The organism is Nocardia cyriacigeorgica NBRC 100375, from assembly GCF_000308555.1.
GTDB lineage: Bacteria > Actinomycetota > Actinomycetes > Mycobacteriales > Mycobacteriaceae > Nocardia > Nocardia cyriacigeorgica.
The window spans coordinates 23,961-37,607 of sequence record NZ_BAFY01000175.1; the positions used below are offsets into that span (position 1 = coordinate 23,961).

The following is a 13,647-nucleotide window of genomic DNA, read 5'->3' on the forward strand; positions in this document are numbered from 1 at the left end:
ATCGCCTCATTCGGGATCCAGCAGACCCTCGGGCGGATCGATCACGACCAGTCCGTCGGCCACCGACACGGTGGGCACGATCGCCATCACGAACGGGATCAGGATCTCACGGCCGTCGTCGGCGGCCCGCACCGACAGCAATTCGCCTGCGGCCGAATGCAATACCTCGGTGACCGTACCGACGGCGGTGCCGTCGGCAAGTTCGACGCGCAGGCCTTCGAGTTCGTGGTCGTAGAACTCATCGGGATCCTGCGAGGGCCCGAGGTCATCGCTGTCGACCAGGAACAGCGTGCCGCGCAACGCGTCGGCAGCGGTGCGATCGTCGATGCCGGCCACTTGCACGAGAAGCCGGCCCGAGTGCTCCCGGGCCGACTCCACCGTGAATTCACGAATTTCCTTCGAACGCGCCAACCGGCCGCGCAGCGTCGAACCGGGAGCGAATCGCGCCTCCGGTTCGTCGGTGCGCACCTCGACGACCAACTCACCGCGCACGCCGTGCGACTTGGCGACACGACCTACGACGAGTTCCATCAGGCGTCGGTGTCCACCACGTCGACCCGGATGCCCCGGCCGCCGATGCCGGCGACGAGGGTGCGCAGGGCGGTCGCGGTACGTCCACCACGACCGATCACCTTGCCCAGGTCATCGGGGTGCACGTGCACCTCGACCGTGCGTCCGCGGCGGCCGGTGATCAGCTCGACGCGCACGTCCTCGGGGTTGGCGACGATGCCGCGAACCAGATGTTCGACGGCATCGGCGACGACTGCGCTCATTACTCGGCAGCCTCGGCCGACTCGGCGCCCTCAGCGGCCTCGTCCTTCTTGGCGGCCTTCTTCTTCGGGGTGACGGCCTCGGCGACGGGCTCGTTGTCGGCAGCGGCGAGCGCGGCGTTGAACAGGTCCAGCTTGGACGGCTTGGCTTCCTTGACCTTCAGGGTGCCCTCGGCGCCCGGCAGACCCTTGAACTTCTGCCAGTCACCGGTGATCTCCAGCAGTCGCTGCACCGGCTCGGTCGGCTGCGCGCCGACACCCAGCCAGTACTGCACGCGCTCGGAATCGATCTCGATCAGCGAGGGCTCTTCCTTGGGGTGGTACTTGCCGATGGACTCGATGGCCCGGCCGTCACGACGGGTGCGGGCGTCCGCGACGACGACGCGGTACTGCGGGTTGCGGATCTTGCCCATGCGGGTGAGCTTGATGCGAACAGCCATTTGCTGATCTACCTTTCGGGGTTGGTCACGGCGCAATTCAGCGACCCACATGGTCTGCGAGCCCGGTTTTGCGGTTGAAGTGTGTGACCGCCGCGCGGTGCGTAACCGGAGACGGGCTGACACTGTCCATACGGACGATCGACCATTGTGCCAGACAGCCCGCCCGCGCCAGAAATCGCCTCCTCCGCGACTCGCCCCCCTGATACCGCTGGCCTGCCGATCCCCGATCGCCTGACGTCCACAACCAGCAGCCGATCGCCCCGATGTCATCGCGCAACCCAGTGGGCGACGCAGGTCCGGGACCATCGGGGCGCGGCCATCGTCTCGCAGATGCAGCCGCCCGCACAGCGAGGCACGAAGGACGACCGGCTCGGCCACACGCAGAGGTGAGCCGAGTCGGTCGAGCATCAGGGGATCTATTTGTTCGGGAACTTCAGCTTCGACAGATCGAAGCCCTCCAGCCCCGGCGGGAGTTGATCGAGGCCAGCGGGCATGCCGGACAGGTCGGGCATCCCGGCGGGCATGCCGGGCATGCCGCCGGGGAAACCGCCGCGCACCTTCGGCGGGGTGGGGCCGCGGCCGCCCTTCTTACCCTTCTTGCCCTTCTTGTTGCTGCGTCGGTTCGCCCCTGGCATACCCATCTGGCGGCCCATCGCGGCCATCATCTTCTTGGCCTCGAAGAAGCGGTCGACCAGCTGGTTGACCTCGGAGACCTGCACACCGGAGCCGTTGGCGATACGCAGCCGGCGGGAGGCGTTGATGATCTTGGGGTTCTCGCGTTCGGCCGGGGTCATTCCGCGGATGATGGCCTGCACGCGGTCGAGCTGCTTGTCATCGACCTGGGCGAGCACGTCCTTCATCTGTCCCGCGCCGGGCAGCATGCCGAGCAGGTTGCCGATCGGGCCCATCTTGCGGATGGCCAGCATCTGATCGAGGAAGTCCTCAAGGGTGAGTTCGCCGCTGCCGATCTTGCGCGCGGCTTCTTCGGCCTGCTGCTGGTCGTAGACCTGTTCGGCCTGCTCGATCAGGGTGAGCACATCGCCCATGCCGAGGATCCGGCTGGCCATGCGGTCGGGGTGGAAGACGTCGAAGTCCTCGAGCTTCTCACCGGTGGAGGCGAACATGATCGGCGCACCGGTGACGTTGCGAACGCTGAGCGCGGCGCCACCGCGGGCGTCACCGTCGAGCTTGGTGAGCACCACGCCGGTGAAGCCGACGCCGTCGCGGAACGCCTCGGCGGTGGTGACGGCGTCCTGACCGATCATGGCGTCGAGTACGAACAGCGTCTCGTCGGGCTGCACCGCGTCGCGGATGCCGGCGGCCTGGGCCATCAGTTCGGCGTCGATGCCGAGGCGGCCCGCGGTGTCGACGATCACCACGTCGTACTGCTTCTGCTTCGCCTCGGCCACACCGGCCTCGGCCACGGCCACCGGATCGGCGGCCGTGACACCGAGGGCGTTGTCACCACCGCCGATGGAGGTGCCGGGGTGCGGCGCGAACACCGGCACGCCCGCGCGCTCGCCGACCACCTGGAGCTGGGTCACGGCGCCGGGGCGCTGCAGGTCACAGGCCACCAGCAGCGGCTGATGTCCTTGTCCCTTGAGCCATTTGGCGAGCTTGCCCGCGAGGGTGGTCTTACCGGCACCCTGGAGACCGGCGAGCATGATCACCGTGGGCGGGGTCTTGGCCAGGGCGATGCGGCGGGTCTCGCCGCCGAGGATGCCGACGAGTTCCTCGTTGACGATCTTGACGACCTGCTGGGCCGGATTCAGCGCCGCGGAGACCTCGGCGCCCTTGGCCCGCTCCTTGATCTTGGCGATGAAACCGCGCACCACCGGCAGCGCGACATCGGCTTCCAGCAGCGCGAGCCGGATCTCACGGCAGGTGGCGTCGATGTCAGCCGGCGACAGACGTCCCTTACCGCGTAGGTCCTTGAGGGCACCGGTAAGCCGGTCGGACAGGGATTCGAACACCGATCGCGCTCCTGATCTCGAGTGACGTCACTGCATCCCAGCGTAATGGGATCACCGGACTGCGCACGCAGCCGGTGTGTGCTGGGTGGGCGAGGTTACTCCGGAGTGTGCCGGCGCGGGGTGCGGATGCGCCGATAGTCGTGGTTTTCCCTGGCCACCATGAACGCGGCCTCGCGTCCGGTCAACCCCAGTTCCAGGGCGAGACCGTCGAGCGCGGTCCAGTCGCCCTCCACCGGCAGACCGGAGGTGGCCACGGTGGCCGCGATGGTCATCGCGGTGACGGCCTGGCGACCGGTCAGGGTGCGGCCCGGTAACCAGGACACCACCCACAGATCCCCGCCGACGCAGCGGGCCACGTGCGGGGTCACATCACTGGTCATGATCGACGAGGCGACGACTTCGATTGCCACCGACCTGCTCCCCTCGTGTGCGAGCCCGACTCACCGATCCTAAGGGCCGCCGTCCATACCGTAGGGATTTCCAGCAAATCATGTGCAAAGGACCGATTTTCGGATAACGGCGAGGTCACAGCGCAGTTCGCCGCCGCGATCGCGAAAACCGCGGCGGCTCAGGAACCTTCGTGCGTACCGTTGGCGTCGGCGGGTTTCTTGGGCGCGGGCCGCGGCACCACCGCCATGATCGCCTCTTCGATCTGCGCGCGGCGGCCCGGCCCGGAATCGGTGCCCAGATCGAGACAGAAGGCGTCGACCACGGCGGTACCCATCGTCACGACCTTGGCCCAGCGCACGTCGACGCCGCAGCCGGCCAGCGCGCCGGCGAGCCTGCTGAGCAACCCGATCCGGTCCTCGGCCCGCAACTGCACGATCACCTGCCCCGGGGTGCCGGTATCGGCCCACAGCAGCCGCGGCTGCGCTTTGGCGTACGGGCTCAGCTGCGCGCCGACGGCCTCGCGTTCACGTTTGGCGAGTTGACCGTCCAGGTCGAGGTCACCCGCGATGGCCCGGATCAGCTCTTGCCGCAACAGCCCGGGGTCGGGCGGGTCGCCGAATTTCGGCGAGACCACGAAGGTGTTGATCGCCGACTCGCCCGCACTGCCCAGCGCGGCCGACAGTACGCGCAGCGAATGCAGTGCCAGCACCCCCGCGGCCTCGGACAGCAGCCCGGGTGTGTCGGGCGCGATGACGGTGACGACGTGGGTGTGCTTGCCCTCACCGGGCGCGAGCGTCACATGCACCCCGCCGGCGGCCGCCTTCTCCAGCAGCTCCGGCGCGATGGGCTCGGGTTCGGGGAGCTCGTCGCCGGCCATGACCATCCGGCAGCGCCGCACCAGCTCACCGATCAGCGAGGCCTTCCACTCTCCCCACACGCCGGGCCCGGTGGCCAGCGAATCCGCTTCGGCGAGGGTATGCAGCAGTTCCAGCAACTGCGCGTCGCCGTCGAGCGCGTCGACCACCGATGCCACGGTCGCGGGATCGTCGAGATCGCGCCGGGTCGCGGTGTCGGGCAGCAGCAGATGGTGGCGCACGATCGCACTGAGGGTGCGCACGTCCGACGGCCACAGCCCGAGTCTGCGCCCGATATGGGTGGCCAGTTCCGCGCCGACGACGCTGTGATCGCCGGCGCGGCCCTTGCCGATGTCGTGCAGCAGCGCACCGAGCGCGAGCAGGTCCGGCCGGGCCACCCGGGTGCTCAGCGCGCTCGCGTACGCCACCGTTTCCATCAGGTGCCGATCCACGGTCCAGGTGTGCAGCACATCGCGCGGCGGCAGATCGCGGACCGCGCCCCACTCCGGCAGCAACCTGCCCCACAGCCCGGTGCGGTCCAGCGCCTCGATCGCGTCGATGGTGCCCCGGCCGGCACCGAGCAACACCAGCAGATCGTTCAACGCGTCCTTGGGCCACGGCTCGCGCAGTTCCGGCGCGTCCTCCGAGAGCCGGTTGAGTGTATTCGCCGACATCGGCAGCCCGGTCTGCGCCGAGGCCGCGGCCACCCGCAGGATCAGGCCGGGATCGCGTTGCGGGCGCGCGTCCCGCGCCAGCACCACCTCACCGGCATGCTCGACCACCCCCTCATCGAGTGGTCGGCGTACCGGCATCCGGCGCAGCCGGGCCAGGCCGCGTCGTGGTAGCGCGTTGGCGGCGGTGCGCAAACCGACGTCCACCGAGTAGCTGACCGTGCGCGCGGAATCGCTGAGCGTGCGGGCCAGATCGAAGCGATCGCCGATTCGCAGCGCCGCGCCGATCTCGTCGGCATCCTGGGCCATCAGCTGATCGCGCGAGCGTCCGGCCACCCGATGCAGTTCGGTGCGCACATCCAGCAGCCGGCGATGCGCGTGGCGGACCCCGCCGCCGGGCACATCCGGACCGAGCCCCGGCATGGCATCGGTGAGCTGGGCGACGGCGAGCGCGTCCAGCAGCTGGATGTCGCGCAGTCCGCCGCGGCCGTTCTTCAGATCCGGCTCGGCGCGGTGAGCGATCTCCCCGCTGCGCTCCCAGCGGGCCTTGGCCTGGGCGATCAGATCGTCGAACCGGGACCTGATCCCGGTCCGCCATTCCCGGCGCACCCCGCCGATGAGCAGATTGCTCAGTTCGGCGTCGCCGACGATATGCCTGGCCTCGAGCATGCCGAGCGCGGCGATCATGTCGTCGTTGGCCACCCGCAAGGCTTGCGGGACGGTGCGCACACTGTGGTCGAGTTTGATGTGGGCGTCCCACAGCGGATACCAGAGCTGGTCGGCCACCTCGGCCACCCGTGCGGGATCGACGTCGTCGTGCAGCAGCACCAGGTCCAGGTCGGAGTAGGGCAGCATCTCCTTGCGGCCGAGTCCGCCGACGGCGACGACCGCGAGCCCGCTGTCCGGGGTGATCCCGAGTTCGGTGCCCTTGCTGGTGAGCCACAGCTCGTACAGGTCGACCAGCGCCGAGCGCAACGATTCGGCGTCCAGGCGCGGATTGCGCGGCTGTCCGCCCTCGAGCAATCGGCGCCGGGCCTTGACCAGATCGGCCGCGCCGTTGGACACCACCGTGTTCTCGGCCGCCGCCTTCCCGCCAGTGCCTTGTTCTCGCCGACTGCTACCCACTGCCACACCACCCATTCACGCGGGCGGCCCCGCCCCGGCCGGAGATCCGGCGGGAGCGGGGCCGCCGCTCGATTCGACTTCCCGCTACAGCGCGTCGGTGCCGCGCTCGCCGGTACGGACCCGGATGATCGTCTCGACCGGGGTCACCCAGACCTTGCCGTCGCCGATCTTGCCGGTGCGCGATGCCTCGACGATCACTTCGACGACCTTGTCCACCGAGGCGTCGTCCACGACGACCTCGACTCGAACCTTCGGCACGAAATCCACCGAGTACTCCGCACCGCGGTAGACCTCGGTGTGCCCCTTCTGCCGGCCGTATCCCTGCACCTCGCTGACGGTCATGCCCAGCACGCCCGCCTGCTCGAGACCGGTCTTCACGTCCTCGAGCGTGAACGGTTTCACGATTGCGGTGATCAGTTTCATGTCGTCATGCCTCCTTGACGGCCGAACGTGCCGTGCCACCCACAGCAGCGAAATCGTATGCGGTTTCCGCGTGCTCGGACTCGTCCATGCCGACGAACTCGCCCTCGTCGTCGGCGCGCAGGCCGATCGTGAACTTGATCAGGTAGGCGATGACGGCCGTGGCGACCAGCGAGTAGGCCAGCACCGTGAACGCACCGACGGCCTGCAGCTTCAACTGCTCGATGCCACCACCGTAGAACAGACCCTTCACCGCCGCGGGCGCTTCCGGCGCCGCGACCAGGCCCACCATCAGCGTGCCCAGCAGACCACCGACCAGGTGCACACCCACCACGTCGAGCGAGTCGTCGAAGCCGAACCGGAACTTCAGCCCGACGGCAAGGGCACACAGCGCACCCGCGACGATGCCGATGGCCAGGGCCCCGACGACGTTGACCGAATGGCAGGCGGGAGTGATGGCGACCAGACCGGCCACGATGCCCGAGGCCGCACCCAGCGAGGTGGGCTTGCCGTCGCGGATCTTCTCCACCACCAGCCAGGCCAGCAGCGCCGCGCCGGTCGCGACGACGGTGGTCAGGAACGCGGCACCGGCGATGCCGTTGGAGCCCACCGCGGAACCGGCGTTGAAGCCGAACCAGCCGAACCACAGCAGGCCGGCGCCGAGCATGACGAAGGGCAGGTTGTGCGGACGGAACGGGGTCTTGGGCCAGCCCTTGCGCTTGCCGAGCACGATCGCGAGCACCAGGCCCGCCGCGCCGGCGTTGATGTGCACGGCGGTACCACCGGCGAAGTCGATGGCCTTCAGGTTGTTGGCGATCCAGCCGCCGGCCTCGGCGGTGACGCCGTCGAAGGCGAAGACCCAGTGCGCGACCGGGAAGTAGACGACGGTGGCCCAGATGCCGGCGAAGATCAGCCAGGCACTGAACTTCATGCGGTCGGCGACCGCACCCGAGATGAGGGCGACGGTGATGATCGCGAACATGGCCTGGAAGGCGACGAACACCGTCAGCGGAATGGTGCCCGCCAGCGGGATCGCGGCTTCGGCGCCGGACTCGGCGTCGGCCAGGTATGCGCCACCGAAAATCTGCTTCAGCCCGAAGTACTGACCGGGATCACCGATGAGGTTGGCCTTGTCGTCACCGAAGGTGAGCGAGAAGCCGTAGAGCGCCCATAGGACGGCGACCAGGCCCATGGCGCTGATGCTCATCATGATCATGTTCAGCACGTTCTTGGAGCGGACCATGCCGCCGTAGAAGAACGCGAGTCCGGGTGTCATCAGCAGCACGAGTGCTGAACTGGCCAGCATCCATGCGGTGTCACCGGCGTCCGGCGCGCCGATTACGGGAAATGCCACCTTAATGTCCTCCTCATCTCGGGCCCCGCCGATTCCGGCGAAATGGACCTGCACAGAAGGTTGCTCATTCGGTGTTTCATCCGTGCCGCCCCCGTGTTTCACCTACGTGAACGGATGGCGCCCCCGTGTTGCTACCACGTTTCCAACTGTGCACAGGAGGTTTCCCCGAGGCTGTGAGCGGCGTGTCGGAGCAGTGAACCCGCAGCTAACAGGGTTTTTGCCGGAGCGTGATGGTGGATCGGCGCGCTCCCGGCGCGCCGCCGCGGCCCGGATCGGGCGCGTGCTCGATCCGGGCCGCGGTCGGCGGGCTCAGCCGAGCAGCGCGTCGACGAATGCGCCGGGCTCGAAGGGCGCCAGATCATCGGCCCCTTCGCCGAGACCGACGAGCTTGACCGGCACGCCGAGCTCATGCTGCACCTGGAAGACGATGCCGCCCTTGGCGGTGCCGTCGAGTTTGGTGAGCACCACGCCGGTGATATCGACGACCTCGGCGAACACCCTGGCCTGCATCAGACCGTTCTGGCCCACGGTGGCGTCGAGCACCAGCAGCACCTCGTCGACCGCGGCCTTCTTCTCGACGACCCGCTTCACCTTGCCGAGCTCGTCCATCAGGCCGGTCTTGGTGTGCAGCCGACCGGCGGTGTCGATGAGCACCGCATCCACGCCGCGTTCGATGCCGGCGGCGACGGCGTCGAAGGCGACCGCGGCCGGGTCGGCTCCTTCTTTACCGCGCACGGTGTCGGCTCCGACGCGTTCGCCCCAGGTCTGCAGCTGATCGGCGGCGGCGGCGCGGAAAGTGTCGGCGGCGCCGAGTAGCACCCGGCGGCCGTCGGCGACCAGGACGCGGGCCAGTTTGCCGGTGGTAGTGGTCTTGCCGGTGCCGTTCACGCCGACGACCAGCAGGATCGACGGATGGTCGGGATGCGGCAGCGCCCGCACCGAACGGTCGAGCTCCGGGCGCAGCGCCTCCACCAGCACATCGCGCAGCACCGCGCGCGCCTGATCGGTGGTGCGCACGCTGCGCGCGGCCATCTCCTCGCGCAGCCGCTCTACCACCGCCGCGGTGCTCGCGGTGCCGAGGTCGGCCAGCACCAGGGTGTCTTCGACCTCTTCCCAGGAGTCCTCGTCCAGGTCGCCGCCGCCGAGCAGGCCGAGCAGGCTCTTGCCGACCGCGTTCTGCGAGCGCGACAGCCGCCCACGGAGGCGGACCAGGCGGCCCGCGGTTGGCTCGATCTCCTCGAGCGCGGGGGCGGGTTCGGCCTCGGCGACGGTGTCGGGGACGGCCGGGGCAGTGGGGATGGATTCGGCCGGAGGCGCGGTGTCGGGCGGGACGGTCTCGGTCTCGGCCGGAGCGGTCTCCGGTGTGACGGTTTCGGGCGCGGTCTGCTCGGGCGCGGCGGTCACGTCCGCGGCCGCGGGCGCCTCGGTCGGTGCGGTCTCGGCCGCGGTCTCAGGGGCGGCCGTCTCAGGTGCTGTGGTCTCGGGAGCCTCGGCGGTAGTCGCGTCCCCCGCCGGCGCTTCGGCCAGGTCGGTCGGTTCGGGCAGCGGCACATTTGTGATCCCGCGCCGCGGCGCGTCGCGCGGGATCGCCGCATCGTCACCGATGTGCGGCTGGCCCTCGGTATCGGTGCGTTCGGCGGGCAGCGGCTCGGGCCGGGTGGCGGTCGCCGTGCCGCCCTGACTGAAACTGAAGCCCCCTGAGGCCTTGTAGCCGCCGGACTTGTCGGTCAGCTCCTTGTCTTCGGTCGGCGCCGTCAGCGATACCCGCCCGCTGCGATACCGGACGAATCCGACAACGAGCGCGACGAGTACGACGGCGGCGATAGCCGCGATCAGAATCCAGGCTTCGGAACTCACGCCGACCATCCTTGCAGAACGAGTTCTCGCCGGTCATCGACCCGCCCGGAGCAGGACAGCCGTCCAGACACAGCCCGTGAGATTTCTTGTCCTGCGGAACTTCTCGCGGCGTGCCAATAGGATCGGCGACGTGACCGATCGAAACGTGCTTGGGGGTCCGCTCGAAGAGTGCGGCACCGATCCTCTGACCGGCTTCTACCGTGACGGCTGCTGCAGCACCGGCCCGGAGGATCTGGGCAGTCACACCGTGTGCACGGTCGTCACGACCGAGTTTCTGGAACACCAGGCTTCGATCGGCAACGACCTGAGCACCCCGCGCCCGGAGAACAATTTCCCCGGACTACAGCCCGGGGACCGGTGGTGTGTGGTGGCGGTGCGCTGGCTGCACGCGCACGAGGACGGTGTCGCGGCACCGGTGGTGCTCGCGGCGACCCATGAGAATGCCCTGGAAGTGATCTCGATGGACATCTTGCGGAAATACGCCGTCGATGTCCCCGACGACGTCAGCGACCTGCTGTGAACAACTGAGCACAGGTCCGGCGACCCGCCGCATGCGGGTCGCCGGTGGTCGATCGGTACCGAAGTGCTAGCAGTCCTCGAATTCGCGCCGCAGATTCTCCACAACCTGGTCCGGGTTCTCACCGGGCAGCGGGTTGGCGGCGAGTGCCTTGCGGATGTCTTCCAGCGCTTCGACGCGGTACTGCCTGCGCGCCGAGGCGATCAACTGCTCGCGAATATGTTCTTCCAGTGACAACCCGGCGGCCGCCGCCCGCTGTCGGAGTACCTCGGCATCGTCGTCGGGAATGTCGCGCACTTCGATGGTGACCATGCCGACGACGATAGTGGCGCGGACAGCCTCGCGCCGATCTTGTTTCCGCCTCCCGACCGGCCCGTGCCGAACCGCACTCAGCTCGCCGAAGCACCCACCGGGGCCAGGTTCTGCCCGCGCATCCGCTGCGAGATCACCTGGGTGATGCCGTCACCGCGCATGCTGACGCCGTAGAGGGCATCGGCGATCTCCATCGTGGGCTTCTGGTGGGTGATGACGATCAGCTGGCTCTTCTCCCGCAGCTGTTCGAACAATCCGATCAGCCGGCGCAAGTTGGTGTCGTCGAGGGCCGCCTCCACCTCGTCCATCACATAGAACGGCGAGGGACGCGCACGGAAGATCGACACCAGCAGCGCGACCGCGGTCAGCGACTTCTCGCCACCGGACAGCAGCGACAGGCGCTTGACCTTCTTGCCCGGCGGGCGGGCCTCCACCTCGATGCCGGTGGTCAGCATGTCGGAGGGGTCGGTGAGCAGCAGCCTGCCCTCGCCGCCGGGGAACAGTTTGGCGAATACCTGCACGAACTCGCGTTCGACGTCGGCGTAGGCGTCGGTGAAGACCTGGAGGATGCGGGCGTCGACCTCGGCGACCACGTCCAGCAGGTCCTTGCGCGCGCTCTTGACGTCCTCGAGCTGGGTGGCCAGGAAGTTGTAGCGCTCCTCCAGCGCCGCGAACTCTTCCAGCGCAAGCGGATTCACCTTGCCGAGGGTGGCCAGATCCTTTTCCGCGCGTTTGGCCCTGCGTTCCTGGCTCGCGCGGTCGAACGGCATCGGCGCGGGCGGTGTCACGTCCTCGCCGCGTTCCTTGGCCTGTTCGTATTCCTGCCATTCCAGTGCTGACGGCGGCAGTGGCACGTCCGGACCGTATTCGGCGATGAGGTCGCCGAGGGCGATGCCGAACTGTTCGGCGATGGTGGCCTCGAGCTGTTCGATCCGCAGCGCCGCCTGCGCCTTGGCCACCTCGTCGCGGTGCACGGCATCGGTGAGCTGGGCCAGCTGGGCGGTCAGGGCGCGCACCCGCTCCTTGATCTGATCGACCTGGGCGGCGCATTCGGTACGGCGGCGCACGAGCTCGTCGCGCCGGGCCGCGGCCTGGGCGACCACGCCCTCCAGCTCCGCCGCGACTTTCGCCCCCGATTCGGCGACCGCGGCAGCCACCGCGGCGGCCTGTTTGCGGGCCGCCTGTGCCCGTTCGGCTCTGGCGCGGGTCTCGCGCTCGGCCCGAGCGGCGCGACGCAGCCCGTCGGCCTTTCCGCGCACCGACTCGGCGCGTTCCTCGGCGGTGCGCACCGCCAGGCGCGCCTCGACTTCCATCGAGCGGGCTTCGGCGAGCGCGGCGGCGGCCTCCTCACGGGCCCGGCCCGCGGCTTCGGTACTCGCGGCGCCGAGGCCGTCGTCGTCGATGCCGGACTGTTCGAGTTCGGCGTGGCGCAGCCGGTCCTCGAGTTCGGCGAGGGAGGCGAGCGCCTTCTCGCGGCCGTCCTCGGCTTCGGCACGCTGGGCGGTGAGCCGGTCGATATCGGCGTGCGCGCTGCGGGCGGTGTGGCCGAGCCTGCCGAGCCGCTCGTAGATCGCGACCAGGGCTTGATCGGATTCGTGCAGGGCCATCAGGGCATGGTCGACGGCGTCCTTGCGGTCGGCTTGTTCGGCGAGGGCTCCGGCCAGGGCGGCCTCGAGCTCCTCGGCGCGGCGTTTGGCCGCGACCAATTCGGCTTCCGCCGCGTCGATGTCGGCCTGGATCTCGAGTTGGCTGGGTGCGCGGTCGGATCCGCCGAGGACCCAGCCGGAGCCCGCGAGGTCGCCGTCGACGGTCACCGCGCGCAGCTGAGGGCGCGCCGCGAGCAGGTCGGCGGCGGCCGCGAGGTCGTCGACCACGACGACGTCTGCCGTCAGCGCGGCCACAGCGGCGTGCACACTGTCGGCGCAGTCGACCACGGCGCCCAGCCAACGCGCCCCCGCCGGGAGGGCACCTCCGTCGGCCTCGGGGGCGCGGGCGGGCCTACTCGCACCGGTCGCACCAGCGACCGCACCGGTCGAACCGGCGGCCTCGGCGTTCACGTCGACAGATCCGGGCCTCGACTCGCCCGTGCCGAAGACGAGCGCGGCCCGTCCCCCGTCGGCGGCCTTGAGCGCGCGCACCGCGGCATAGGCGGTCTGGCCGGAACCGGCCGCGACGGCGTCGGCCAGCGGGCCGAGCACCGCGGCGACGGCAGCCTCGAATCCGGGATGCACCCGGATCAACGTCGACAGCGGGCCGAGCAGGTCCTGCCCGTGATGTTCGGTGAGCCAGCCCGCGCCGTCGCGGCGGGCGAGGTTCATCCCGAGCGCTTCGATCCTTGCCGTCAGCGAGGCGACGCGTTTGCCGGCGTCGCGATCTTGTTCGCGCAGTTCGTCGACGCGCTGATCGGCCAGTTTCAAGGCCTGCACGGCATGTTCGTGTTGCGCGTCCAGACCCGCCTCACCGGCGTCGAGATCATCGAGTTCGGCTTGGACGGCGTCGAATTCCTCCTGGGCGGCCTCGCCGCGCTGCCTGGCCTCGGCGATGGCCACCGACAGCCGGGAGATCTCGGCGTCCACCGATTGTGCCCTGGTGCGCAGGGTGTCGACCTGGCCGGACAGCCGCGCCAGTCCCTCGCGCCGGTCGGCGATGGCGCGCACGGCGGCCAGATGGGCCTGCTCGGCAGCCTTGGCGGCATGCTCGCGTTCGGCCAGCGCGTCGCGGGCGGCCTCCAGCGTTTCGGCGGCCATCTCGACCGCTTCGCGCAGTTCGGCCTCTTCGGCCTCCACCCGGTCGGCTTCGGCCTCGAGCTGGTCGGGGTCACGGCCGGTGCCCACCGGGGCGCTGGTGTCCAGGTGACGGGCCCGGTCGCCGGCGATGCGGATGGTCGCGTTGACCCGTTCGGCCAGCGCCGAGAGCTGAAACCACAGCTGCGCGGCGGCCTCGGCGCTCGGGGTGAGCTTGCCC

The 13,647-nt window shown here is 69.5% G+C and carries 12 protein-coding genes; 1 reads left to right on the plus strand and 11 read right to left on the minus strand.

The genetic code is table 11. From position 1 onward, the window contains the following. Positions 1-6: 6 nt before the first annotated feature. The 9 genes from rimM to ftsY all read right to left on the minus strand — a co-directional run bounded on the left by rimM (position 7) and on the right by ftsY (position 9,854). Positions 7-531 carry a ribosome maturation factor RimM gene (rimM, locus tag RJ05_RS16860; protein ID WP_036538362.1) on the minus strand — a complete coding sequence of 175 codons (525 nt, stop codon included), beginning with the start codon at positions 529-531 and terminating at the stop codon, positions 7-9. Then, positions 531-773 (minus strand): RNA-binding protein, encoded by a 243-nt coding sequence (locus tag RJ05_RS16865; protein ID WP_036538363.1) that lies wholly within the window; start codon positions 771-773, stop codon positions 531-533. The genes rimM and RJ05_RS16865 overlap by 1 nt, the downstream gene beginning before the upstream one ends. Continuing rightward, positions 773-1,210 (minus strand): 30S ribosomal protein S16, encoded by a 438-nt coding sequence (gene rpsP, locus RJ05_RS16870; RefSeq protein ID WP_036538364.1) that lies wholly within the window; start codon positions 1,208-1,210, stop codon positions 773-775. The genes RJ05_RS16865 and rpsP overlap by 1 nt, the downstream gene beginning before the upstream one ends. Positions 1,211-1,626: 416 nt before the next feature. Then, a complete protein-coding gene (gene ffh / locus RJ05_RS16875) occupies positions 1,627-3,183 on the minus strand; it encodes a signal recognition particle protein (RefSeq protein WP_036538366.1) in 1,557 nt (518 codons plus the stop codon). Positions 3,184-3,278: 95 nt separating this feature from the next. Further along, on the minus strand, positions 3,279-3,593 hold the full coding sequence (locus RJ05_RS16880; RefSeq protein WP_036538368.1) for a hypothetical protein: 315 nt from the start codon (positions 3,591-3,593) through the stop codon (positions 3,279-3,281). Positions 3,594-3,751: 158 nt separating this feature from the next. Next, complete coding sequence (locus tag RJ05_RS16885) at positions 3,752-6,238, minus strand: [protein-PII] uridylyltransferase (protein WP_373365065.1); 2,487 nt, start codon at positions 6,236-6,238, stop codon at positions 3,752-3,754. Between the two features lie 69 nt (positions 6,239-6,307). Next, a complete protein-coding gene (locus tag RJ05_RS16890) occupies positions 6,308-6,646 on the minus strand; it encodes a P-II family nitrogen regulator (protein WP_014352094.1) in 339 nt (112 codons plus the stop codon). A 4-nt stretch (positions 6,647-6,650) separates the two neighbouring features. Then, complete coding sequence (locus tag RJ05_RS16895) at positions 6,651-7,949, minus strand: ammonium transporter (RefSeq protein ID WP_228785499.1); 1,299 nt, start codon at positions 7,947-7,949, stop codon at positions 6,651-6,653. Positions 7,950-8,306: 357 nt separating this feature from the next. Then, positions 8,307-9,854: a signal recognition particle-docking protein FtsY gene (ftsY, locus tag RJ05_RS16900; protein WP_051016651.1), complete on the minus strand. Its 1,548-nt coding sequence runs from the start codon at positions 9,852-9,854 to the stop codon at positions 8,307-8,309. A gap of 130 nt (positions 9,855-9,984) precedes the next feature. On the opposite strand from ftsY, the gene RJ05_RS16905 reads away from it, so the two are divergent. Next, positions 9,985-10,374, plus strand: a complete 390-nt coding sequence (locus RJ05_RS16905) for a DUF2237 family protein (protein ID WP_036538374.1) — start codon at positions 9,985-9,987, stop codon at positions 10,372-10,374. Positions 10,375-10,440: 66 nt separating this feature from the next. On the opposite strand, the gene RJ05_RS16910 is transcribed toward RJ05_RS16905, so the two are convergent. Further along, the gene (locus tag RJ05_RS16910) at positions 10,441-10,683 is read right to left on the minus strand and encodes a FitA-like ribbon-helix-helix domain-containing protein (RefSeq protein WP_036538376.1); all 243 of its coding nucleotides are present in this window, start codon (positions 10,681-10,683) and stop codon (positions 10,441-10,443) included. A gap of 77 nt (positions 10,684-10,760) precedes the next feature. Next, on the minus strand, positions 10,761-13,647 hold a 2,887-nt coding region (locus RJ05_RS16915), incomplete at its 5' end, for an SMC hinge domain-related protein (protein WP_036538378.1).

Coding starts and splice junctions, on each gene's coding strand:
- RJ05_RS16910 (WP_036538376.1), bottom strand. CDS start 10,683: ATGGTCACCATCGAAGTGCGCGACATTCCCGACGACGATGCCGAGGTA.
- RJ05_RS16865 (WP_036538363.1), bottom strand. CDS start 773: ATGAGCGCAGTCGTCGCCGATGCCGTCGAACATCTGGTTCGCGGCATC.
- RJ05_RS16895 (WP_228785499.1), bottom strand. CDS start 7,949: ATGCTGGCCAGTTCAGCACTCGTGCTGCTGATGACACCCGGACTCGCG.
- rpsP (WP_036538364.1), bottom strand. CDS start 1,210: ATGGCTGTTCGCATCAAGCTCACCCGCATGGGCAAGATCCGCAACCCG.
- rimM (WP_036538362.1), bottom strand. CDS start 531: ATGGAACTCGTCGTAGGTCGTGTCGCCAAGTCGCACGGCGTGCGCGGT.
- RJ05_RS16885 (WP_373365065.1), bottom strand. CDS start 6,238: ATGGGTGGTGTGGCAGTGGGTAGCAGTCGGCGAGAACAAGGCACTGGC.
- RJ05_RS16890 (WP_014352094.1), bottom strand. CDS start 6,646: ATGAAACTGATCACCGCAATCGTGAAACCGTTCACGCTCGAGGACGTG.